Below are 23,961 nucleotides of genomic sequence, written 5' to 3'. Positions count from 1 at the left end.
GGTTCGGGGCGTATCCATCACTGTCCCCGGGCGCTTCGCGCCGCGTCCGGCGCGAACGCCAGCGGATGCAACGCACGCGCGATAGTCTCGACGGCATCGGCATTGCGTACGCCGGGCGTCGCTGCATCGTAGGGCACGACGATAAAGCGGCGCTCGCGCACCGCTTCGATGTTCGCCAGGGCCGGATTGCCGGTCAGGTAGCGTATTTTCTGGTCCGCGGTCACCGAGCCGTAGTCGATGATGACGATGGCCTGCGGATTGCGCGCGATAACGCTCTCCCAACTGACCTGGGTCCAGCTTTGCGCGACATCGTCCATCACATTGACGCCGCCTGCCGCGTGGATGAGCGCGGTTGGCATCGCCAGCGCGCCAGCCGTAAACGGTTTGTCCTCGCCGCTGTCGTAGACGAAAACGCGCGGGCGCGACAGGTTCGGGCCCAGCGCCTTTGCAACCGCGTCGCCTCGCGCCCGCATGGCTGAGATCAACGCATCGGCGCGCGCATCGACGTCGAAAATCGGAACGCGGCAGCGAGATTCAGATCGTGAATAGTGGCGAGCGTCGTGATGCCCAAGCGCTTGACCAGTGCCAGCAGTTCGATCTGATGGCGCGGATCGAGATGATTGGTCGGCTCGTCGAGCATCAGCACCTGCGGCTGCTGCACCAGCGCGCGCGCCAGCAGCGCGCGTTGCATTTCGCCGCCGGACAGCGATGCAAAGCGCCGGTCACGCGCGTCTTCGAGTTCGACGTAGCGCAGCGCGCGCTCGACCTGCGCCGCATCGTCGGGCGTCGTGCCTTCGAGCAGGCGCTTGTGCGGCGTGCGCCCCATCGCGACCACTTCCGCGACGCTAAGCCCGAAGTCTTCCGGCGCGTCCTGCAGCAGCACGGCGACGCGTTGCGCGGCCCAGCGCGCGTTCCGGGACCAGACGTCGCTGCCGTCCAGCATTACCCGGCCGTGCCGCGGCTTCGCATAGCGGAACGCGCAGCGCAGCAGACTGGTCTTGCCGCTGCCGTTCGGACCGATCAGGCCGACGAATTCGCCGTCGCGCGCGTCGAGCGCGATATGCCGCAACAGATCCGCGCCGCGCCGTCCGCGCTCGATGTCGTGCGGCGACCAGCTCAAATCGTCGATCAGCAGTGTGGTCATCAGGCGGCTTCCCAGGGAATGAAGTTCAGAAATTGAGCGTCGCGGTCACCCAGCCCGATCGCGGTGCGCCGAGCAGCCATTCGGTGCCGTCGTTCTGCGTCGTTACCGCATAAACGCGGTTGGTCAGGTTACGCAGATACAGCGCGAGCGTCAGATTGCGCGTCGCGCGCCATGATGCGGACGCATCGACGAGCGTGTAGGACGGAATCGGCACCGTGTTGGCGTTGTCGCCGAAGCGCCGCCCCACGTACTGCACGCCGGCGCCCGCTTTCCATCCGGGAGCGAACGCCCACTCGAGCCACACGTTCGCGGTCTGCTCCGGAATATTGAACGGCACGTTCCCCGCGCGCGACACGCTTTGTCCGTTCTCTTCCTCGTTGAAGTCGTCGAAGCGTGCGCGCAGCAGCGCTGCGTTCGCCTCGACCGACCAGCCGCCGCCCAGTTGCAACGCCCCCGACCACTCGACACCGCGCGACGACTGCTTGCCGACCTGTTCGCTGAGGTCCGGATTGGCCGGATCGGTGCTCAACAGATCGCGCTTGACGATCTGATAGAACGCGAGCGTCCACGATGCGCGGCCGCCGAGCAGTTGCTGCTTGATGCCCGCTTCCCACTGCTGGCCGGTCGAGAGCGTGAACGCACTGCTCGATTGCGACAACGTAATCAGCGAGCCGACGCCATCGGTGCCGGTCGTGTACTGCGCGTACACGGAGAGGTCCGGCGTCAACGAGAACACGAGGCCCGTGCGCCAGCCCGTATGCGCGAACGTCTTGTCGAACGACGACGCGGCGGTGGTCGCGGTCGCGAAGGTGTCGCGATGAAAATCGATGTGGTCGTAGCGCAGCCCGCTCACCCAGGCGAGCCGGTCCGTCAGTTCGAGACGGTCTTCGGCGAACAGCGACGCCTGATGCGTGATCGTGCGGAACGCGGGCACAGTCGGATCGGGGCTCATAAACACGCCCGGATCGAAGTTGAACGCGGGCACGATCGACGAGCCGTCGAACGGCGAGTTGCTCGTGTCGAGAAACGAAATCACATTGAAGTCCGCGCCGACCACCGCGCGGTTCTGATGTCCGAACAGGTGCCCGTCGAATGTCGCATCGAGCGTATCGCCGACCTGCTTCTCGTGATGCAGGATCTCGATGTAGTCGCTGCGCAGCACGTTGCCGTCCGGCTGCAGCATATAGCTTTCACTGTCGTGCCAGTGACGGTTCGTCAGCAGGTAGTACAGCTGGTTGTGCAGCGTGATGCCGGGCGCGGCGCGCCACGTCGTATTCAGGCGGGTCCACTGATCGTAGTACGAGATGGCCGCATCGGCGACGTTGTAGTTCTGGAAACGCAGCGCGGGATTCAGCTGCCCGTTCACAACGGGCACGCCGAAATAGCGCGCCGGCTCCTGCCGGCCGTAATCGTAGTCGAGCGAAAACCACAGGTCCGGGTTCACGTCGAGCCGCAGCGATCCGCCAACCGCGGTGGTGTGCGTGTTGCCGCGCGGCACCCAGCCGTTCGAGCGATCGTCGCTGACATAGAAGCGATAGGACAGCATCGGACCGAGCGCGCCGGTGGTATCGAGTGCGGCGCGCTTTTCGCCGTAAGACCCGGCGCCGAGCTGAATGGTCGTCGCATAGTCGCGCAGCGGCGCCTTCGGCACGACGTTGATAACGCCGCCGATGCCGCCCTCGCCGTACAGCACCGAGGCCGGCCCGCGCAATACCTCGATGCGATCGACCGACCACGTATCGAACGGAAATGTCACCGTGCCGGCGCCGGGGAACATGCGCACGCCATCGTATAGCGTCGTGATCGATTCCGGGCCGCTGAAGCCGCGTACCGACACCGATGTGCCGCCATTGCCCGGCGCGGCATCGGTTGCGAATCCGGTGGCCCGCGTCACGGCTTGCGTGACGTTCGTGTCGCCCTTCTCTTCAATCTGTCCGCTGGTGATGGCCTCGACGCTCGCGGGCGTATCGAGACTCGAGAGGCCTAACCGGCTGCCCGCCTCGATCGGCGTGCTGAGGTTACCTGCAACGGCGCCATTGCTCGTGGTTGCGTTCGTGGTTGCGTCCGTAGTTGCCTCGATATGCACGGCAGGCAGGGTTCGATTGCTCGTATCCGTTGCGGCCTGCGCGCCGCTTTGTGCATCCGCGGCAGCGGCGGCGCCATCGGCCAAGGCCGGCAACGCGTGAAGCAGCCACGCGCATGCGAACGCTCCGCCACACAGGCGACGGCCTCGGGCCCCGTAACGGCTCACAGGCGCAAACGAAGTTGAAATGTCCATTCTCGGGTCTGTCAGATCTTGTTGTTTTCGTGGACCGTCGTCGTACGCCGACGCAAGGTCGAGCGAACCCGCTCGAGCCGAATGGAATCGACTCGAGCGGGACAGTCCTTGGTCCGGTGATCGCGTGAACGCCTGACGGTGTCAGGCAGACGACGCCCGATTACGCGCTAGGAAGTCAGTCCAGGCGTGTTGCAATGGCGTGAACGGCAAGGGGGCGAGCAGAGCGGAAAGGAAATCCGCGCGATGCAGATGAGTGCGGTCATGTCGACATCTCCAGGGGTTTCGCGCCCCAGAAAAAGAAACAGGGAAAGAAAGCAAAGCCCAGGTCTGACTTTCGGCACGTAGAGGAAACCGCAACACAACGACAACCTCGACGAACCGATCACAGTGGCGCGACCGCGCTGGATTCACACCAGCTTCCGGGTTTTGCAGCGGCGATTGTACTCGTATCTGTACTCGCATCGCGGTATGCGCGACCGGCCGCCTACCGGCCGGACCATTACGGCTTCGTCTCGCCGTACAGGAACCGGCAAGATCGATGCAAGCTGGAAATGATATATTATAACATTCAGACTGTCTTCCTCTTCGTGCACGCTGCACTGTCGGCGCTTTGCTGCGAAGCGTTTCGCCGTCTGCTCATCGCAGGCTTCCCGTAGTCGAACGTTTCAGTTTTTCTGGAGAACGCCATGTCCACGCCGGCCGAGCCGACGCTGATTCCGACCACCATCCTGACCGGCTTCCTCGGTGCGGGAAAAACCACGCTGCTGAACCGCATCCTCGGCGAACATCACGGCAGCCGCATCGCCGTGATCGAGAATGAATTCGGCGAGGCGGGCATCGACAACGAACTGCTGGTCCAGGACGGCAACGAGCAGATCGTCGAGATGAATAACGGGTGCATCTGCTGCACGGTGCGCGGCGATCTCGTGCGGATTCTCTCGACGCTCGCGCAAAGGCGCGCGGCGGGCGAGCTGAAGTTCGACCGCGTGATCATCGAAACGACGGGACTGGCGGACCCCGCACCCGTCGCGCAAACCTTTTTCGTCGACGATGCGGTCCAGGAAAACTATCTGCTCGATGCGATCGTGACGGTGGTCGACGCCTGCCACGGCGGCGCCCAGCTCGACGAGCACCACGAAGCGCAGGAGCAGGTTGGCTTTGCCGACCGGATCCTCGTGTCGAAGGCCGACCTCGCAGGTGAGGAGCAGACCGGGAAACTGATGCGCCGGTTGCGCCGCATGAATCCGCGCGCGCCGATCAGGCCGGTGCATTTCGGCGCCACGGACCTGTCGGAGCTGCTCGACATCCGCAGCTTCAACCTCAATGCGATCATCGAAATCGAGCCCGATTTTCTCGACGATGTGTCGCATGAGCATGACGACGACGTGACCTCGTTTGTCTACCGCAATACCAGACCGTTCGATATGGACAAGCTCGAGGATTTCTTCGGCGCGGTGGTGAACCTTTACGGCGCGTCGATGCTCCGATACAAGGGCGTATTGCACATTGCGGGCGTGGACCGGCGAACCGTGTTTCAGGGCGTGCACATGATTTTCGGCACCGATGTCGGCAAGCGCTGGATGGCAGGCGAAACGCGTGAGACAAAGATTGTGTTCATCGGCAAACAGCTGCCCATCGATGTCTTCAAGGCGGGGCTCGATAACTGCGTGCTAGCGTCCTGAAGCGGTCGACGTTTGACGGTCGACGTTCGACGGCAGCTTCTACATTCGCTATGCGACCCCATGCAAACAGATCCGATCCCGAAAGTCATTATCGATAGCGACTACACCACGTTGGGCGACGACGGACAACTGGGTGCGATGGCGTGTCAGCTGGAAGCCGAGGGCACGATCGATCTGCTGGGTATCACCGTCGTGTCAGGCAACCATTGGCTCAGGCAAGGCGTGGCTGACGCGTTAAAGTCAGTCGAACGCCTCGGCATGGCGGCTCGCGTCGGCGTGTACGCCGGCGCGAACTTGCCCCTGTCTCGCAACCTCGCGACGATCCAGAAAGAGCGGCAACACTATCCCGGCGGCGACGGATACCTTGGCGCGTGGGCATCGGCTCAGCCTGGGTCGGATCGCGACCTTATCGCACCGCCCGATGGATTCGCGGTTCACGCCAACGTGCAAAGCAGAAGCGCGGTTGATTTCATCGTCGACTCTGTTCGCCAATATCCTGGGCAGGTAACGATCCTCGCGGTCGGGCCGCTGACCAACCTCGCGCTTGCGGCTCGTCAACACCCGCAAATCGCGTCGCTGATCAGGCAGATTATTTATATGGGCGGCGCGATCGACGTACCCGGAAATACGACAGCAACCGCCGAATTCAACTGGTGGTTCGATCCGCAAGCGGCGCAAGAGGTACTGCGGTTGCCGACCCGCCACGTCGTGATTCCTCTCGACGCGACAGATACCGTCAAGATGGACAAGCGCGTCTATGATCGCGTCGCACATGATCCGAACAAACAAACGATCGTCACGCGCCTGTTCAGGCAATTGAACGGCTATGTATCCGATGGGAACGATGGCTTCGAAATCAATCCGGACTACACGACAAGTATCTGGGATACGTTGACACTCGCGTATCTTGTGGACCCGACGTTCGCGACGGAAACGGTTCAACGCTGGATCGACGTGGACTCGAGCTTCGGCGCCGACGACGGGCGTTCTGTCGGTTACCGCGAGCCCCGCCCCGGGCTGCAACCGGCAACCGTAGTCAAGCGCTTCGACAACTCACGCTTCTATGATTTTTACGTGGACCTGCTGACACGGCCGGTTCCTGTCAAGGAAGCTTGAATGCGTCTTTAGCGACGAAGACGAATCGGCCAATGCGTCTTTAGCGCCCGCACGCGAACGATTCGCGCCGGCGCGATATGGCTTCGCATGCGCCTCGCCTTGAAAGCGCGAAGACAGGCCATCATGCAGCATCGTTCATAACAGGAAGGAAACTACGATGCTGCGAAAATTCCTCGTCGCCGGTTTGTTTCTAGGCGCGTTCGTCGCCACGGTGTCGTTGTCCATCGGCTCCGCTTTCGCGTCGGATCAGTCGGACGTGCTCAAGCGCATGCAGCAAACGATCGACGAAGCGAACCAGAATATCGACCCGGCCAAGCTTGCGGAAAACTTCGCGCCGTCGGTCGTGCTCGTCGACGATCTCGCGCCGTTCGTGTTCACGGGCGCGCCCGAGCAGGCGATCGGCACATGGGCGAAGGCGTATGCGGCCGACTCCGAGCAGAACGGCATCAGCGATTTCTCGATGCAGTTGCTCAAGGCGCGCGATATCGAAGTGATCGACGACCACGCTTATATCGTGGTGCCCGCCGTCTACCGTTTCAAACAGCATGGCAAGCCAGCGCGGATTCGCGGCACGATTACCGCGACACTCGAAAAGGTCGAAGAGAAGTGGCTGATTTCGACGTGGGCATGGGCCGCACAATAGACGCGCCGCAATAGACCGCGCCGCAAAGACAGCGCCGCAAAAAGCGGCGGCGCGTCCCTCAATCTTGTGAGCCGCCGCTGCGCTTACGTACTGTTCTGCGCCAGCGCGCCATTACTATTGCTGCCGCCGAACAGCTGCGTCAGAAACCTCTGGTTCGATTGCGCCTGCGACATGATCGTGTTTAGCGCGGTGAACTGGTCGTTGAACTGCGATGTCAGCTGTTTCGCGAAGTCGTCGAGAACGTCCTGCTGTTTCGCGAGGCTGGCAATATCGTCGGTCAGGTCAGTCGTGCGCTTCGTAATGAGACCTTTAGCCGGATCCGTATACGTCGCCACCATCGAGTCGAGCTGCTGCGCGAGGCCATTCGTATCGTTGAAGAGCGCGCTGAGAAGCGCCGGGTCGTTCGACACCACATCGTCGAGCGACTGACCGGACTCGTTGTTACCGATCTCGAGCTGCGCGAACGGCTCACCGCCTGTATCGGCCTGGAAATTGATGCCAAGCTCGGCGAGCGTGCTGGACAAGCCGCCGCTCGATACCTTGTCGCCCACGATGCCGCCGAGCGCCGCGCCCAGCTGGTCGATCATCTGGTCGCCGAGCAGCGGGCCGCCACTGCCCTGCACGCCTGCGGTGCCCGGCGCCGCAAGCGAGTTCAGCTGATCGATGACGGCGTTATACGCCGACACGAACGAAGAGAGGTCGCCTTCAACCGAGCTTTCGTCGGGCGCGACCGTCAGGTTCTGCGCACCGATCGTCTTCGGGTTGTTCGGATCGAGCGTCAACGTCACGCCCGGAATCGCACCGGGAATCGTGTTGTTCGCGTTCGTCACGAGCTGGCCATCAACAGTCAGCCGCGCATCCTGCGCGTCCTGCGTTTGTGTCCAGACGCTGCCGCCCGTCGCAATCGTCGACGCGCCGACGGGAGGGCCCGGGTCCGTGCTGGTGCCCGACGTCACATCGAGCTGTGAAAGCGCGGTGGGACTCGACTGGTTCACGCTGACGTTGATGGTGTTCGCCGCGCCCGTTGCAGTCGATTGCAGGCTCAGCGACGGGCCGTTCGCGCCCTGGATGATGCTTGCCTTGATGCCCGGGTTGTCCGATGCCGTGTTGATCGCGTTGGCGATGTCCTGCAGGCTGTCGTCCGACGAGTCGACACTGATCTGAAACGACTTCGCGCTCGACCCGCTGCCCAGCGAAATACTGACTGTGCCTGTGCCCATCGCGGCAGCGTCGGTGCTGTTGAATGGCTGCGACGTGAGAATTTGCGACTGCGCAACTTGCGTCACGTCGAGCGGAAAGGTCTGCGCCACTGCGCCCTGGCCGGCTTTCGCCGTAATGCCATCGCCGCTTAACGTCGCGGAGAACGATGCAAGCGCATCGCCGCTCAGGAACGGGCTCAATGCCGCCTGGAGGCTGCCCAGCGCACCGGACAGCGAGGCGAGCCCGGCGATATCGCTTTTGTCTATCCCTGCCTGCGTGGTCAACTCAGAGTTCTGACCCGCGACTCTATCTTGCACAAGCGCCGACACGAGCGAGTTCACATCGAGTGTACTGCCGGTCGATTCGGATATCAGCGATTGGGCGGCCTGCTGAACCGCGGAAGCCGCCTTGGCGGCCGCGGCGGCCGCCGCCGAGGAAACGGGTGTAGTCGACATTTGAAAAGCTCCATGCGGCGCGTCAGGCCGCTCACTCCCGCATTCGGGGTTTAGGACGTCGTACTGCTTATGCTGTCCACGTTTCGCGGATGAGCCTGACTGCATCGATTGCCGGCTCACCCGCGCACGTTACTGCGTGCTACTCACTAAAAGCCGCTTTCTCCAGTTCGTCGTTCTGCTGGAGGCGCGACGCTTATTGCAGAAGCTTCAGCACTTGCTGCGGCTGCGAGTTCGCTTGCGCGAGCACCGAGATACCGGCTTGCTGCAGCACCTGTGCCTTGCTCAGATTTGCCGTTTCCTGCGCGAAGTCGGCGTCAGTGATCTGCGACTGCGCGCTTGACAGGTCGGTCGACTCGTCCTGCTGCGATTGCGAGATCCCGGTCAAGCGAGTCTGCGCTGCCCCGAGTGATGCCTGGAGGTTGTTGATGGTGGCCAGCGCGTTGTCGATCGACAGCACCGCATTGTTCGCGCCTAGCGTGGAGCTGATGTTGATATCGGCTACCGTCGTCGGCGTGTTCAACGTGTTGACGGACGCGAGCGTGCTGTTTTGCGGCTGCGTGCCCACTGCAGTCGATCCGATCGTGCTGGTCGGCGCGGTGCCGGCAAACGAGATGGCGCTCACACCGCCGCCGGCAGTCGTCGTCAGGTTGAAAAGGCCCGCCGTTGCGGATGCCGGAACCGGGTTGTTGTTCTGATCGACGAACTTCACGCCGCCGTTGCCGTTCGATTCGACCGTGATCGACGTGATCGCATTCTCCGTATTCGCCGTCGCGTCCAGACCCGTCGCCGGGTCGATGTCGATGTCCGAAATCGTGCCGAACACTGCGCCGTTCGCGGCGCCCGAACCTGCGGCAACCGCAGCGGAGATCGACGTCAGCTCGTTCGTCGGCGTCAGTGCACCGGTGCTGTTCAACGACAGCGACGAAATGCCGTTGGTCGTCGTCGTGGTGAACAGCGAGGCCGATGCTGCCGTCGAGATCGAGTTGCCGTTCTGGTCCGTGAACGTGAAGCCGCCGTTGCCGTTCGCGACGATGTTGATCGAACTGATCGCACCCGGGCTGCCGCTGGTATTGACCGTGCCGTCGGCGTTCAGGTTGAGATTCGATACCGTCCCGAGAATCGCACCCGACTCCGCGAGGCCACCACCGAGCGATCCAGCCGAGACGCTCTGGCTCAGATTGACCGCGACCGTCTGGCCGTCGTCCGCGCCGACCTGCACATTGATAACGCCCAGTTGCCCGGTCAGCAGATTCAAACCGTTGAACGTCGTTTGCGAAGCAATACGGTTGACTTCATCGATCTCCTGCGCCACTTCCGCTTGCGAGGATGCCTGGTTTTCCGGCGTCTCCGTACCGCCCTGCGCTTCGTTGGCCAGCGAACGGATCGTCTGCAGCGCATTCACGATTTGCTGAAGACCCGTGCTGGCCGTCTGCACCAGCGACACGCCGCTGTTTGCATTGGAGATGCCTTGAGTCAGCCCGTTGATCTGCGTTTGCAGCGTCGTCGAAATTGCGAGGCCAGCCGGATCGTCCGCCGCGCTGTTGATACGCTTACCCGATGACAGGCGTTGGATCGACTGGTCAAGCAGGCTGCCCGAAGAGTTCAGGTTCTCTTGTGCGACCAGCGAGGGAATATTGCTAAATATGGAAAGCGACATGCGGAACTCCGTAGAAGGGTAGTCTGATCTTTGACAACATTGACGTCGGCGGAAGCGCTTATGCATTGCTGACCGCCTTAGCCTGCGTTGACGGCAAGGGCGCTCGATGCTTGAGAAGCAAAGCGCACGCATGCCCGTAAAGACAAAAGAAAGTCGTCGCACGGTCAAACTTCTCGCTAGCCATTGGCCCAAGATAGCTTCGCCCAATGGACCTAAAGGGAGAAATAGATATGAAAGGGGCTGAAAGTCTCCTTCGATCGAGGAATTTGGATAACGAAAGATTATCTTTCGTAAACAATCCAGATATTTTCGCTGCGCACGCAAAGGGCCATTCAAATTTCCATTTATTACTGGCTTCGTTAAACGAACGTAACCACGACGATGCCAATCAGAAGATTGCCGCAAGCTTTGCAGAAGCTTTGGCATCAGACGGCGCGCTTCGCAGCAAGCTCAATAGTCGTGAGTTCGCCTCATGTTTAAGCGCGCTAGCGAAGTGGGAACCTGAGGTTTTCCAAAGAGCCGCTGCGAGACTGGCCGCGCGACTCGAAACAGACAGCCGCCTTTGCGATGCATTGAGTGGTTCTGAGATCTCCGATTGCCTGATCGCTTTTGGCAAGTGGCATAAAGACGAAGCCTGCCAGCACGCAGGTTTGCGGCTCGCGATACGGCTCGCCAACGATGAGCCGCTGCGCCTGACGCTTGGTGTGCGTGAGGTCATCGAATGTCTGAATGCCCTATGTAAGTGGGACAGGGAACCGATCTGCCGCGCCGCGGGGATACATCTGGCGGCAGGCATTACGACCGATGCGCTGCTCTGGAACGACCTGAACGGTCATGAGATCGGCAGTTGCCTGAACGCGCTTAGCAAGTGGCACGACCATGAAACATGCGTTCAGGCCGGCGCACATCTCGCCAGACAGATCGTGACGAACGACAGATTACTGTCGCGCATGAACGGACTTGCAATTGCAAACGCTTTGTATGCGCTTGGTAAATGGCACGGCAATGAAGCGTGTTTCTTTGCAGGAAGACGATTGGCAACCCGCATTGTTACGGACGAAACAGTAGTAAGACAGCTGAATGGCGTACGTCTCGCAAATTGTCTTAGCGCTTTAGGCGAATGGGCTTTAGACTCCGCGTGTCAGCGCGCAGTGGTTCGACTTGCAAAGCGCGTCGTCGAAGACGGTCCGTTGCGACACAACCTGAATGGACGGCATGTCGCTGTGTGCTTGCATTCGTTGGCAAAATTGCATACCGAGAAAACATGCCGCACAGCAGTTGGACAATTGTCGCGGCGTCTTGCGACGGACGCGTCGATTTGCAACCGTCTTAGCGCCAAACATGTCGTCAATTGCCTTAAGTCACTTGGAGATATGGAAGACGACCCCGCATGCCGGTCGGCGGCGGTGCGGCTTGCGCAACGTCTTCTGATGGACAGCGTACTGGTCGCACAGTTAAGCAATGAAGCGGTTTCGGATTGTTTGACCGCGTTGTCTAAATTACAGAACGAGGCCGCCTGCCGCGATGCCGTCACACGACTCTTGCATCGCGTCTCGGCAAGTGAAGCGCCGCATGAAGGCCTCGATGCGGCGGTGATGCAACGCAGTTTTAGTTGAGTTGTCAGGTACGTAGCATGATGCATTTCGTCAAACAGGCAACCCAGGATAAGTCAGCCAAGACCAAGGGCGAGTGGTGCGATCTCGTCAGAAGAAACTGGAGCATGGAGTGTGAGTTCGAAACAGGCGTCACACGCGAGCTTCTGACCGCGTCGTGGTATATGGGCGATCTTCGCTTCGAGGCCGCGGAACTGTCCGGTCAGCAATGGACATGGACACCGGGCCCGGGCCTCGACGACTGGCGCAAGAACACACTGCTGCTGTTCCTGATCGAAAGCGGCACCATCGAGATCGAACAGGACGGCGACCAGGTCGAGCTTGGCGAAGGCTCGTTGCTGCTGTTCGACGGCAGCATCAAATACACGCAGACGGCGCGCGACGACTCGCGCGGCATGATCCTGCGCGTATCGAAAGCTTCGCTCGAAACAAGAGGAAAGGTTTTGTCGAGCCGCGAGATGTTCGTGGCGGATGCCACGTCGCCGGACGTTGCATTGCTCAAGTCGCTGATTGCGGGCGCGGCGGCCTATGGCGAGCAGTGCAGTTCGTACGGTGCAAGGCTCGTTGCGGAGCATCTGACCGACCTGATGGAAATCGTCACCGACGACCTGACCGCGCCCAAACGCGTCACGAGTTCGGACGCCCTGCTCAAGCAGGCCAAGCGTTTCATCGAACGCAATGTGGCGAACGAACAGATCGATATCGACTTCGTTGCCGCCGCAATGGGCGTTTCAAGGCGCTATCTGACCAAGCTCTTTGAGCGCGACGGATCGTCCGTGATGCGCTACCTGTTGCAGCAGCGGCTTGCCAGAGCCAACAAGCTCTTGACGAATAGCGACGATCGGGTTCGCATCAGCGACATTGCATGGCAGTGCGGTTTCGTCAGCGCGGCCCACTTTAGCAGAACCTTCAAGAAGCATTACGGCACAAGCCCCACCACGATCCAGCGCGTTCGACCGGCTCATTCCGCCAAGTGAGGGTTCGGCGCCAGGCGTGCTTTAACGCTTAGCGTAGAGGTTTTTTTCGCTTGAGTTTTCCTTCTGAGTCGCGAAATAAAATAAAGCACGAGCAAAAGCAATGCGACAAGCGCCGGGCACCAGCGGAAATCGGTCGCAACCTGCATGCGTTGGCCGAGTTTAGGATCGGCCATTGCGGTGGATAGCGCGGTGAGGTTGTCGAGCCGCTGATAGCCGAAGCCTGAATGTGCCGCAAGCGCTCGTAGATAAGGCTCGCGCAATGCCGACAATTCCTCGTGCCCACCGGCGCCCGCCGAGCTTCTGCCAGGCACTGACTGGATCACCTCATCGGCGCGCCAGAATCCGATGCGCGCGCCTTGCGCATTGGTGCGCGGAATCGGCGCCGGCTGATCGCCGCCGACACCGACAATCCATCCGTCGGCCTGCCCTTGTGTAATGCCCCGCACGGCCGTCTCCGATGGCGCAACGGGCGGCGCTTCCTGCCCATCGGTGATAAATACCACTGCCGCTTTCGATCCCGCATCCGACGCCGCGTGCACGGCCGAGTAAAGACCACCTTGCGCGATCACACTGCTGTCGGCCCAGCGCATCTGTCCGCCGATCTGATCAAGCGACGACAGTAATGCGTCGTAATGCGAACAAACTTCCACCGGAACGAAGAGAAGCAGCGAGCGCGTGCCCGTAAAGACACTCCAGCCAACGCGCGAGCCGCAAGGCAGGCGCTGCAGCGCCTCTTGCATCGCCGTCTTCGCGAACGTCAGACGGCTAACCGGACGCCCGTTCAGCGTCACGTCCTCGGTATCCATGCTCTGCGTAATGTCGAACGTCACGATGTAGCTTGAAACTAACCGCGCACGCGCAATCGGCGGCATCCATACGGCCGCGACCAGCAGCAAGGCGGCCCCGCCGAGCAGCGCGTATCGGCGCATAAAAACCACTACGCTGCCTTTGCCGATGTTCACGGCAGCTCCTGTGGCTGTGCGCCGCGTACTCTGACGCTGCGGCGCTGCTCGATGTCCTGATCCGTGTCGACCTCGTCAGGCGATTCCGGTGCGAGACGCAGCGCGCGCTCGAGGTTATAGCGCGCGTCCCAGTCGGTCGGATCGTCGCGCAGCAAGTCACGGTAGCGTGCTTTCGCCGTCTCGAGCAACGGCAACGATCGCAGCGGCCCGCGCGCATCGTCGCCTGCCGCTTCACGCAGCGACAGGTTCGCGAGATCGAACAGCGCGGCCCGCTTGACGTCGATACGACCGGGCTCGAGAACCAGTTCATTGAGCAGCTTGCCCGCCTCGGCCTCGCGTCCCGCAGCGGACAGCGCGACCGCGCGGGCAAGACGCACTTGAGGCGCTTCGTCGGCGGGATCGCTTGACGACCCGATTGATGAGCCGCCCGATAGCCCGCTAGCCGGCCCGCTTGAGGTCCCGCTTGAAACCCCATTTGAAGTCCCGCTCGCACGCCCATTCGTAAGCTGCGCGACGGTCGCGCTGCGCGTGGCGTCGATAGCACGGCTCATGTCGATCGCGCGTTGAAGCGTCAACGCGTAATACGCGGTGACGCCTGCGCAACAGATCGCGGCGCCGCCGAACAGAACATGCATCCATTTGCGTCTCATGCGAAGCTCCGCTTCTGAACGCTGCTCATGCAGATCAACGCGGCACAGCAGAAAAGGCCCAAGGCAAAGCACCATGTGCTTCTGTCCTGCCGTGGCAAGCGCTCGACGAATACCGAGCGTTGACTCTCGCGGCGCCCGATTTCGGCCATCGCAGCAGCCATCTGCTCCGCATCCTTTGCCTGATACAGGTGGTACGGGGTCCGTAGCGACTGGAAGAAGCGATGTAACTCGCCCTCGGCCGAATGTTCGAAACGCGGCTCGATATTAGTCAGATCGGGGCTGAAAATGCCGCTGCGCAGATAGACGAAATAGAGCGCAACGCCGTCATTGGCAAGCGCGGCTGCTATCTTTTGACGCGCTTCCGTGTCGAGCCGTGCCCCGCCGTCCGAGACCAGAACGATGGCGCGCCCTCCCGTACGTGGCCGGCCATTGAAGAGCTGCACCGCGTACGACAAGCCGGCGTCGAGCCGCGTGTCCGGCATGCCGCGGCCGACATTGGTCGCTTCCATCGCCGCATCGACAATGTCGTGATCGCGGGTGAACGGCACCGCCAGCATCGGCTGCAAACCGAACAGCACGAAGGCGAAGCTGTCGTTAGGTCGATGCGCGACGAACGTCGCCAGCGCATGCGATGCGACCTGCCGCTTCGATTCGCCGGTGGAAAGCGCGTTCGGGAATTTCGCGAGGCCGCGGCCGAGTTCCGCATCCATGCTCGCGCTGCGGTCCATCAGGATCATGATTTCTCCGCCGGTGCCGGTCACGCGCCTTTCGAGATTCGAGTTGCCCGGGCCCGATAGTCCAACGATGATCGACGCAATGGCCAGCACCGCGAGCACACGCCACAACAGGCTAACGAAGCGCCCTGCCCGGTCACGCGGCAGCCAGGCGACGCATGAGAACGGCAGCGATTCAAAGTGCCGGCGCAACAGCGGCAACGCGGCCAGCGGCAGCAAGGCGAGCACCCACGGATAGGCGAAGTCGAGCATGGCATTCCACTAACGCCGGTTGCGCCGTTCCGCGCGGTAAAGCGCGCGGGCGAATTCACGCAGCGAAAAATGCTCCGGCTGCTGCGTGTGATGCGCGCCTTCAAAGAAGCGCGCGCTCGAACAGCGAAAGAAGGTTTCGATCTGTGGCTCGAGCGTTTGCAAGTGCGGCGCACGGTGCAGCAGTTCGGGCATTGAGCGCGCGCGTACGACACGGCCGGCTGTCGCGTTTAGCGCATCGTGCAGCAGACGCCACGTCTGCGCATCGCCTTCCATCGATGCGGCATCGCGACCGCGCAGCGCGCGCCATGTGCGCGCGAACGGCAGCGCGGCACGTTCGCGCCGCTCGCGCCAGAACCACCACAGACCCCACGCGATCAGGATGACAAATGTTGCCGAAGCCCAGCTCGCGATTGCGCGACGGATCGGCGCCAATGGCGGCGCCGCGACAATGCGATCTCCTTGCAGCGACGTTAGCTGGCCGAGGTTGAGCGGTTCGCTCAGCGTCAACGGCGCAACGGTTATCGGCCAATCGGGAATATCGAGCGTTGAGCCTGAGGCGAGCGGAATCTTTAGCGCGGGAATCGTCACTGAGGTTAGCTGCTCCGGCGCATTGATGATCTGATAGCGCAGCACGAGCCATCGGTGTCCGGCGCTATCGGCCGCAATCGATGATGGACGGCGTTCGAGCCATAGCGAAATGCGGCCCGCGGACGGCGGCGCAACGAGATCGACGCGACGTCCATGATCTTCGAGCAGAACCTTTTGCTCCAGCACATCGGCAATGGTGTATCCGTATGCCCGGGGTTGTTGAACCGATGCTTCGGCTGCGGCTGCCGTATGGCAGTCGCATAGCATCGCTAAAGCTAAAGCGAACGCGAACGCAAGCCCAGGCGCATACGCGCAAGCCGCCAAGCCCGACCGCTTGCCAGCGTTGCTCAGCGCCGCTTCGCGCGGGTTGCCATCCCGTGGCGGCGTCATGCAACCTGCTCCACGAAGTAACGGCTCAGTGCATCGGCATCGAACGTGTCGGTCACGAACAGCGGACGCACACCGCCTTTTGCAAAGGTATCGATGATGTGCTGCTTCCTCTCAGCCATGCCCGCGCGCCATCGCTCGCGCAGCTTGTCCGTCACCCAGAGCGATCGCTGTTCACCGGTTTCCATATCGTGTGCCGTGAGCCAGCCGTTCTTCGCCGGCGGCCCCACTTCCGCCGAACTCCAGACAACAATCGGCACGAGCCATACCCGAGACATCGAGCGCAGCATGTCGGGCAGCATCTCGATCGGCCATTGGAAATCGGATACCAGAAAGGCAAGGCAGGCGCGTTCCGCGATACGCGCAAACGCCCTTTCCAGACCGCTTACGCGCGACTTCGACGCCGCATGCCGATCGCGAACCTGGGAATCGAGCAGTGTTGTCCGCATCAGCGTCCCGGCTCCGCGCACCTGGCGCGCCGGCAGAAACAGGTCTTCGCGTTCGCCCTCGTCGAATGCGAGCATGCCGACCCGGTCACCATGACGAAACGCGCTATAGCCGAGCGCTTCAGCAAACTGCGCCGCGGCGTCGAGCTTGGTCGGCGCATTCGCCTCGCGACGGAAGCGCATCGAAGCCGACACATCGACCACCGCATAGACGGGCACCGCGACGCGCTGCCTGTGCAGCCTCACGAGCCACTCGCCATGACCGCCGCGAATGCTGGCGCGAATATCGATGCGCCGCGGGTCCGGATAGTCGAAAAGCCGCGTGTGCGCGACGAATTCCTGCCCCGCCCCGACGCTCGTGCCGCGATGCGAGCCGGGCCGCGCGCCGGCCACGCGCACCGGCAGCCTGTAGTGGAATTCCTTCAGTTGCGGCAGCATGGCGTTACGGCGCCGCGATGCGCTCGACGATCTGCTGCGTCAGCGCCTGCGCGAGCTCGGTGCGCCGCAGTTCATAGATCGGTGTGAAAAACACGCGATGTCCGAGTGCCGGCGTCAGCACGACATGCAAGTCTTCGGGCTCGACATAGGTGCGTTCCGCAAGCCAGGCCACGACGCGCGCGGCGCGCAGCAGCATGCTCATGCCACGCGGACTCGCACCGGCCAGAATCAGATTGTCGATGTCGACGTCGTCGAGTTCGATGCCATAGCGTCGCGGCGACTCGGTGGCGCGCCAGATATCGAGTGCATAGCGCTCGATCGCCTCGGATGTATGCACGCTGGCCTGAATGATCGCGGCCATCGTGTTCAATTCGCGCCACGGCAGCACTTCGGGCGTCACGCGCTCGAGCAGCGCGTCGATATCGTGAAACGACGGATCGAATACGAGCGCGCGGCGCACGTCATCATCATCGGGCGTCGCCATATTGAGTTCGAACATGAAGCGGTCGCGCGCGGCCGAGGCGAGTTCGAAGGTTTCCTCCTTCTCGACCTTGTTGCGATCGGCGAACAGCGTCATATGCGGAAAGTTGTATTCGCGGTCGAACGCGAATACCGAGCGCTCGGCCATCGCGCGCAGCAATAGCGACTGGACCTGCGGGCGGGCGCGGTTGATCTCGTTGAAAAAGAACGTCGATAGCGATTCGCCGTGCTTGAGCAGCGGCCCCGGCTCGATGCGCGGCTTGCCGTCCGAGTCGACGTATGTGTGATAAACGAGGTCGCCCGGCATCAGATCGATCGTGCCTTCGACGCGCTCGAATTCGCCGCCGATCGCTCGTGCAATGGCCCGCAACAGCGTCGTCTTGCCTACGCCGACGCCGCCCTCGAGCAGCACGTGGCCCCGCGCGAACAGCGCGATATTGATCAGGCGCACGGTGTCGTGGTGTCCGATTACGGCTTTAGTCGCTTCCTGTTCGAGGCTAAGCGCATAGCTGCGCCAGTCCTGCAGTTGCTCGTGCGCGCCCATCGTCTGCGTCCTCGCAATCCGCCCCGCGGCACGCGATGCTGTTTGATTTCGTGGCCGCTTTGGCGTGTGGGTAAGGATTCGACTGCAGTCTGCATTTCCCATGCCCGTGGCACGGCGTGCAGACCATCAAGGCGAGCGCATGGGAAATGCGCTGCGTAGGGCGTCAGGGTTTGGGCCAATCTGTTCCACGCGGGAGGACACTTTGTGCCTTTTCCCCGCGCGCCGGCGCACGCGGCCGGCGCACGCGGCCGACGCAATCGCTATTTCATCGGCTCGGAAATCTCGATCAGATTGAGGTCGGGGTCTCGCAAGTAGACCGAACGAATCTTCTGCGTGGCTCCGGTTCGCTCGACCGGACCTTCGATGATCGGCCAGCCGACCTTCTTGAGATGCGCAATCACGTCGTTTAGCGGAACCGTGGCGATAAAGCAGAGATCCAGCGCGCCGGGCACCGGCAAATGCGCCTTGGGCTCGAACTCCGAGCCTCGCACGTGCAGGTTGATCTTCTGATTGCCGAAGCGGAATGCCATGCGGCCGGCGCCGAACGTTTCGAGTTCCATCTGCAGCACCTCGGTGTAGAAGTGCTTCGTCGCTTCGGCGTCCACACACGTCAGCACCAGGTGATCGAGATGGTCGATCAAAGCCATATCACGCTCCTTTGAGGAACAACGCCGCGAGATTACACGATCACCTTAAGGCTCGTATAAATGAGCCTTACACCGATCACAAGCAGAATCGCGCACGAAAGCTGATGAAACAGCGTCGCATTGAGCCTGCGGTTCAGGCGAATGCCCGCGTAGGTGCCGAGCACCGCGACGGGCGTCAGCAGAAGGCTTGTGAGCAACGTGGTTCGCGTGAACAGGCCGAGCATCGAAAAGCTCATCAGCTTCGTGAGATTGACGACGGCGAAGAACGCCGCCGTGGTGCCGGCAAAACTGCGATTGCTCAATCTGAACGGCAATAGATACATCGTCAATGCCGGTTCGCCCGCGTTGGCCATAAAGCTCGTGAAGCCCGATGTCGCGCCCCAGAACATGCACGAAGCCGGCCGCAAGCGCGGCACGGCTTCAGTGGTCGCGACGCGGCGCGTCCGGAAAATGCGGCGCCGCGCGAAGTCGACGGAGATCAGTCCGACCGCGAGCCGCAGCCACACTTCGCCAAGGTGATGAATGGCCAGCGTGCCGGCGCCAATGCCGATAAACGAAGCCGGTATCGCGAGCCGCAGCAGCGGCCAGTTCCATTGACCGCGGTATTGCCACAGCGCGATCAGGTCGGTCAGGCAAAGCACGGGCAGAAGAATCGCGACCACTTCCGGCACCGGTAGATACAGCGCCATAAGCGGTACCGTCACGACGCCGAGGCCCAGCCCGAACCCGCCCTTTGAAAGACTTGTCAGCAGAAGCGCCGGCACCCCTAAAACATAAAACCAGACATTGCTAATCAGCAGAGTATTCAACATCGCATCAAGCCGCATTCAGTTCCGCGTGGGAACGCGAGCCGCCATGCTACGTCAGTTCATGCTTGAATGCGAATGGTTCTTATCGCCGCGTGTTACCTGCCTGTTACGGCGCGTCACCGCTCGACGTGCACGTTGATGCATAAGCTTTCGGGCCATTTGAGCCAACGCTTTCATATGCATGACAATCCCTCTTCGTTCGCTTTGCAAATCAAAGCGCCGGCGGCAACAGCTTGCGGTCGATAAACGACTGAAGTGCATCGCAAAACGCGTCGCGCGTATCGACTGCCGCGTTAAACCCGGCCTTGCGAAGCTTGACAGTGCTGACAAATGCCACCGGACCCGCGGGCGCGCCATAGGCAAATGCAAAGTCCGCATGCTGATCGCCCTGCCCGACAAACGCACGAAGATCGCCGCTCGCCAGCCCGTATCGGTCGACGATCTTCGCCCAGACATCGGCGTTATCGCGAATGTATTGCGCGACACGCATCGGCTCGTCGCCTGCGGCGCTTACGCCGAGGGTCGTCGCCATCGCCGGCCACACGCTGCGCCATTCGAAAACATCTCCGTTGGTGATGTTGAAGATTTCATTGGCCGCTTGCGGCGACTGCGCGGCCCACACGATCACGTCGCCGACGAGATCGGCATCGGCCATTTCCCAGACGAACGAAGGGCCGCCGGGAAAGCTGAACGGCTCGCCCTTTTCGCGGCGGATAGCCGCATAGACGCCGATCGCCGGCAAAACATTGAGCGCGCCCGGCGTTTTGCCGGTCACGAGTTGCGGGCGCAATACCGTATAGGTAAAGCCGTGCTTCTTGCCGGCATCGCGAACGTAGTCCTGCTGATCGAAGAAGAAGTTCGCGTGATCGTCGCGCGGATCGCTCTCGCGCGCCGGAATCGCAATCGGATGAAGATGCACGCCATACGCCTTCGTGCCTTGCAGAATCGACACATGCCTGAGCGGCGACTTCCCGGAAACGAGCGGCTCGATCACATTGCGCAGCATCGCATTGTTGACTTCGATCTGCGCCGCGTTGGACCAGCCGCCCACCAGATCGTCGGCATTCTCGTGGATGGCTGCATACGCGACATGCGTCACGCCGTCGAGTGCGGAAAGCGTCTTGTGCGCGGACTTTTCATCGCGCAGATCGACCGCGACGAATTCGAAGTCCCGGCCGCTCGGCAGTTGCGGCTTGCGCCGCGAAATGCCGACCACGTCCCATCCATCGGAGAGGAACGATTCGATCGCGGCCACGCCGATCAATCCGCTCGCTCCCGCTACCAGAACCCTGTTTTTCGTGCTCATTTCATTTCTCCGTCGTCATGTGTCGGTGACGGGAAATGTATTGGCCGCGGTCATGGCGCGGTAGCAGCGGTCATGGAATAACGGTTATTCCACACAGCGATAACCTCGTCGCCGCCAATCCCCATCTTCGACGGAAGTATGAGCAAACGAAGTATCAAATCTATCAAACGTAACGAATAGGGCTATTTTTTTGATTTTCGACGAGCCTGGCAATTCGTGCTAACCTGGCTCACCCGTTTCCCCCCATTCCCACTTGTCTAACCCGTCGAAGAACAAACCCATGACCTCGAACGCAGTCATCGCGATTCACGGCGGCGCAGGCACGATCTCGCTCGCGTCGATGACCCCAGATGTAGAAGCGCGCTATCACGCCGAGCTGCGCGCGGTGCTTGACGCCGCGCAGCGCGTGCTCGTCGAGGGCGGTAGCGCACTCGATGCCGTGACCGAAGCGGTGCGGCTGCTTGAAGACTGCCCGCTCTTCAACGCGGGGCGCGGCGCGGTTTTCACGTCTGCGGGCAAGCACGAACTCGATGCGTCGATCATGGACGGGCGCACGCTGAAAGCCGGCGCCGTGTCGTGCGTGACGCGTGTGCGCAATCCGGTGCTTGCGGCACGCCGCGTACTCGAATGCAGCGAGCACGTGATGTTCACGGCCGACGGCGCCGAAGCGTTCGCGCAGGCGCAAGGCCTCGAACTGGTCGACCCGTCGTACTACCACACCGACGATCGTCACCGGCAATGGCAGCTCGCGCGCGGCCAGCAACGCGCGATGCTCGACCACGACGGCGCCACGCTTGCCGCGGCTGCGCACACACCGGACGCGCAAATCACGGGCGACGCGCCGCCGCGCGAACCGATCGATCCCGATAACAAGTTCGGCACCGTAGGCGCCGTTGCCGTCGATCTGCACGGGCACGTCGCGGCCGCAACGTCGACGGGCGGCATCACGAACAAGCAGCCGGGCCGCGTCGGCGATTCACCGCTGATTGGCGCGGGCTGCTATGCCGACGATGCGACCTGCGCCGTGTCCTCCACAGGCACCGGCGAGATGTTTATCCGCATGGTCGCCGCCTACGACGTGGCCGCGCAGATCGCCTACCGTGGCGTATCGCTCGACGAAGCGGCGCACGATGTCGTGATGAATCGCTTGCCGCGCATCGATGGACGCGGCGGCCTGATTGCCGTCGACGCAAAGGGCAACGTCGCGCTGCCGTTCAATACCGAAGGGATGTATCGCGGTTTCGCGCGCGTGGGCGAAACGCCGGTTACGATGATCGGCCGCTAGAGTTGCAGGCGAATCATTGCGGCTAGCTGCTGCCGGCAGCCGCCGCCGCGGGCTTCGGCAATAAGACCGCCACGCGTCCTCGCGATCGTTTTCAAGCGGGAATTTGCCGCCTGACGAAGGTGTTTTCCTGAAGTAGACGGGACTGCGATGTCGACCGCTGTGCGCGCAACGCAAAGCGTACTGACGGTCATCGCAGCGAAGAAGATAAGCGCTTAAACATTCGTTCACGCGCGCGACGCGCGCCCACTTCGCTTATGCCTAACGAGTCCATTGCCTTCGAAGACGCCATCGCGGCTTACCGGGACGCGATCGAGCGCCAGCCGCTGCAGTATGTGAAAACCGCGCAGAACCTTTTGCCCGGTGTCGAGCAACACACCTATCTGCTGACTTCGCAGAACTGGTCGCCTGAAGGCCTGGTTCAGCCCGCTCAGTGGCAGCACGACGTCACCCTTTACGTACCGCCCGACGCAATGCGCGAACGCGCGCTACTCGTGATCAACGGCGGGACGCGGCACGATCAAAGCGAAGAAGACGCGGCCCGTCCGCATGACTATGCGCACGACGTACTCGCTACCATCGCCTGCGAAACGCGCACGGCCGTGGTGGTGGTCCACGACGTGCCGAACCAGACCCTCGTCTATACCGACGATGGCCGCGCACGCACCGAAGACGACAGCGTCGCGCACAGCTGGGCGCTTTTTCTTGACAGCCCTGCCAGGCGCGCGACACTGCCGCTGAACGTACCGATGGTCGCGGCCATTTCTCGCGCGATGTCGCTGGCCGAGCGCGAACTGAGCGCGCTCGGCATACGCAAGTTTGTGATCTCCGCGGTATCGAAACGCGCGTGGGCGAGTTGGCTTGCCGTGATTGCCGATACAAGAATCGACGCGATCGTGGCATTCGCCGTCGATATTCTCGACACGCGCGAGGTACTCAAGCATATGTACCGCTCGTACGGCGGCGCATGGCCGATCGCGTTTTTCCCGTACTTTGCGGAACATATCGACGAGAAAATCGACAGCGCGCAGTTCGACGCGTTGATGCGAATCGTCGATCCGCTCAGGTATCTCGGCACGCGCCATGCGCACAGACTCGATATACCGAAATACATCGTCAACGCGAGCGGCGACGATCTGTTTGCGCCCGATAACGCGGGGTTTTACTACGACAAGCTAAGCGGAAGCAAAACGTTGCGCATGGTGCCCAATGCATCGCATCACGACATCAAGCATGCGACGCATCGTTCGATGACGCCGTTCGTCAACCGGCTGCAGAACGCAGTGCCCTTACCGTCGATCAACACGACCTTGCGCCGTGAAGGCCGCGATGCGCTGATCCGCTTCAGTTCGTCGGAGCCGCCGCAAACACTCGCCCTGTGGAGCGCGACGAATCCGCACGCACGCGATTTCCGGCTGGCATGCGGTGTTCGTTACACCGCTACCGGGATTGCGATTCCGACGGCGCCAGCGGGTTCCAGCACGATCGACGTGTCGATTCGCGAACCTGAAACCGGCTGGAGTGCGTTCTTTATCGAGGCAACCTATGCCGACGGGTTTATCGCAACGAGCCAAACCGTCATTCTTGGCAAGGAGAAGTACCCAGCGTCGTTTCCTGCCGCGGGAGATGCGGGGTGCCAAACTATCCCTGGCCGCGGCTTTGGGTCTTGAG

Annotated in this window: 19 protein-coding genes and 2 pseudogenes; 7 read left to right on the top strand and 14 right to left on the bottom strand. The window is 61.8% G+C overall.

Translation table 11 applies throughout. The features are described 5' to 3' along the window. Window positions 1-17: 17 nt before the first annotated feature. From KZJ38_RS27715 to KZJ38_RS27705, 3 genes and pseudogenes are all read right to left on the bottom strand, one after another. Window positions 18-515: pseudogene (locus KZJ38_RS27715) on the bottom strand (ABC transporter substrate-binding protein); the annotation flags it as partial. Window positions 516-517: 2 nt separating this feature from the next. Next, window positions 518-1,144: pseudogene (locus KZJ38_RS27710) on the bottom strand (ABC transporter ATP-binding protein); the annotation flags it as partial. Window positions 1,145-1,169: 25 nt separating this feature from the next. Next, window positions 1,170-3,422, bottom strand: a complete 2,253-nt coding sequence (locus KZJ38_RS27705) for a TonB-dependent receptor (protein ID WP_219803170.1) — start codon at window positions 3,420-3,422, stop codon at window positions 1,170-1,172. A 686-nt stretch (window positions 3,423-4,108) separates the two neighbouring features. On the opposite strand from KZJ38_RS27705, the gene KZJ38_RS27700 reads away from it, so the two are divergent. The 3 genes from KZJ38_RS27700 to KZJ38_RS27690 all read left to right on the top strand — a co-directional run bounded on the left by KZJ38_RS27700 (window position 4,109) and on the right by KZJ38_RS27690 (window position 6,863). Next, window positions 4,109-5,104: a CobW family GTP-binding protein gene (locus tag KZJ38_RS27700; RefSeq protein ID WP_219803168.1), complete on the top strand. Its 996-nt coding sequence runs from the start codon at window positions 4,109-4,111 to the stop codon at window positions 5,102-5,104. A gap of 60 nt (window positions 5,105-5,164) precedes the next feature. Next, a complete protein-coding gene (locus tag KZJ38_RS27695) occupies window positions 5,165-6,220 on the top strand; it encodes a nucleoside hydrolase (RefSeq protein WP_219803166.1) in 1,056 nt (351 codons plus the stop codon). A 157-nt stretch (window positions 6,221-6,377) separates the two neighbouring features. Further along, the gene (locus tag KZJ38_RS27690) at window positions 6,378-6,863 is read left to right on the top strand and encodes a DUF4440 domain-containing protein (RefSeq protein ID WP_219803165.1); all 486 of its coding nucleotides are present in this window, start codon (window positions 6,378-6,380) and stop codon (window positions 6,861-6,863) included. Between the two features lie 83 nt (window positions 6,864-6,946). On the opposite strand, the gene fliD is transcribed toward KZJ38_RS27690, so the two are convergent. Together fliD and KZJ38_RS27680 are read right to left on the bottom strand one after the other, a co-directional pair. Then, complete coding sequence (fliD, locus tag KZJ38_RS27685; protein ID WP_219803163.1) at window positions 6,947-8,518, bottom strand: flagellar filament capping protein FliD; 1,572 nt, start codon at window positions 8,516-8,518, stop codon at window positions 6,947-6,949. A 193-nt stretch (window positions 8,519-8,711) separates the two neighbouring features. Continuing rightward, complete coding sequence (locus KZJ38_RS27680; protein ID WP_219803161.1) at window positions 8,712-10,175, bottom strand: flagellin N-terminal helical domain-containing protein; 1,464 nt, start codon at window positions 10,173-10,175, stop codon at window positions 8,712-8,714. A 230-nt stretch (window positions 10,176-10,405) separates the two neighbouring features. On the opposite strand from KZJ38_RS27680, the gene KZJ38_RS27675 reads away from it, so the two are divergent. Further along, on the top strand, window positions 10,406-11,791 hold the full coding sequence (locus KZJ38_RS27675) for a hypothetical protein (RefSeq protein WP_219803160.1): 1,386 nt from the start codon (window positions 10,406-10,408) through the stop codon (window positions 11,789-11,791). 17 nt (window positions 11,792-11,808) lie between these two features. Then, window positions 11,809-12,765: a helix-turn-helix domain-containing protein gene (locus tag KZJ38_RS27670; RefSeq protein WP_219803158.1), complete on the top strand. Its 957-nt coding sequence runs from the start codon at window positions 11,809-11,811 to the stop codon at window positions 12,763-12,765. Here KZJ38_RS27670 and KZJ38_RS27665 read toward each other — a convergent pair. The 9 genes from KZJ38_RS27665 to KZJ38_RS27625 form a co-directional block, all read right to left on the bottom strand. Further along, window positions 12,750-13,727, bottom strand: coding sequence for a vWA domain-containing protein (locus KZJ38_RS27665; RefSeq protein ID WP_219803156.1), 978 nt, complete (start codon window positions 13,725-13,727; stop codon window positions 12,750-12,752). The two genes, KZJ38_RS27670 and KZJ38_RS27665, sit on opposite strands and share 16 nt — an antisense overlap. Next, complete coding sequence (locus KZJ38_RS27660; protein ID WP_219803154.1) at window positions 13,724-14,377, bottom strand: MxaK protein; 654 nt, start codon at window positions 14,375-14,377, stop codon at window positions 13,724-13,726. The genes KZJ38_RS27665 and KZJ38_RS27660 overlap by 4 nt, the downstream gene beginning before the upstream one ends. After that, entirely contained in the window at window positions 14,374-15,363 is a 990-nt protein-coding gene (locus tag KZJ38_RS27655) for a vWA domain-containing protein (protein WP_219803153.1), read from the bottom strand. The genes KZJ38_RS27660 and KZJ38_RS27655 overlap by 4 nt, the downstream gene beginning before the upstream one ends. 9 nt (window positions 15,364-15,372) lie before the next feature. Beyond that, window positions 15,373-16,341, bottom strand: coding sequence for a hypothetical protein (locus KZJ38_RS27650; protein WP_219803151.1), 969 nt, complete (start codon window positions 16,339-16,341; stop codon window positions 15,373-15,375). After that, the gene (locus tag KZJ38_RS27645; protein WP_219803150.1) at window positions 16,338-17,222 is read right to left on the bottom strand and encodes a DUF58 domain-containing protein; all 885 of its coding nucleotides are present in this window, start codon (window positions 17,220-17,222) and stop codon (window positions 16,338-16,340) included. The genes KZJ38_RS27650 and KZJ38_RS27645 overlap by 4 nt, the downstream gene beginning before the upstream one ends. Window positions 17,223-17,226: 4 nt before the next feature. Continuing rightward, window positions 17,227-18,246 carry an AAA family ATPase gene (locus KZJ38_RS27640; RefSeq protein ID WP_219803148.1) on the bottom strand — a complete coding sequence of 340 codons (1,020 nt, stop codon included), beginning with the start codon at window positions 18,244-18,246 and terminating at the stop codon, window positions 17,227-17,229. 260 nt (window positions 18,247-18,506) lie between these two features. Beyond that, complete coding sequence (locus tag KZJ38_RS27635; RefSeq protein WP_219803147.1) at window positions 18,507-18,893, bottom strand: VOC family protein; 387 nt, start codon at window positions 18,891-18,893, stop codon at window positions 18,507-18,509. 32 nt (window positions 18,894-18,925) lie between these two features. Beyond that, window positions 18,926-19,705 carry a sulfite exporter TauE/SafE family protein gene (locus KZJ38_RS27630; RefSeq protein ID WP_219803146.1) on the bottom strand — a complete coding sequence of 260 codons (780 nt, stop codon included), beginning with the start codon at window positions 19,703-19,705 and terminating at the stop codon, window positions 18,926-18,928. 208 nt (window positions 19,706-19,913) lie between these two features. After that, window positions 19,914-21,008 carry an SDR family oxidoreductase gene (locus KZJ38_RS27625; protein WP_219803145.1) on the bottom strand — a complete coding sequence of 365 codons (1,095 nt, stop codon included), beginning with the start codon at window positions 21,006-21,008 and terminating at the stop codon, window positions 19,914-19,916. 280 nt (window positions 21,009-21,288) lie between these two features. On the opposite strand from KZJ38_RS27625, the gene KZJ38_RS27620 reads away from it, so the two are divergent. Both KZJ38_RS27620 and KZJ38_RS27615 read left to right on the top strand, forming a co-directional pair. After that, entirely contained in the window at window positions 21,289-22,293 is a 1,005-nt protein-coding gene (locus KZJ38_RS27620; RefSeq protein ID WP_219803144.1) for an isoaspartyl peptidase/L-asparaginase family protein, read from the top strand. Between the two features lie 254 nt (window positions 22,294-22,547). Further along, the gene (locus KZJ38_RS27615) at window positions 22,548-23,960 is read left to right on the top strand and encodes a PhoPQ-activated pathogenicity-related family protein (RefSeq protein WP_219803143.1); all 1,413 of its coding nucleotides are present in this window, start codon (window positions 22,548-22,550) and stop codon (window positions 23,958-23,960) included. The last annotated feature ends 1 nt before the right edge of the window (window position 23,961 follow it).

The sequence above is a fragment of the Paraburkholderia edwinii genome (genome assembly GCF_019428685.1).
Lineage (GTDB): Bacteria > Pseudomonadota > Gammaproteobacteria > Burkholderiales > Burkholderiaceae > Paraburkholderia > Paraburkholderia edwinii.
The sequence above is the reverse complement of the archived record's forward strand: the minus strand, read 5'-3'. Positions and strand labels throughout refer to the sequence as shown.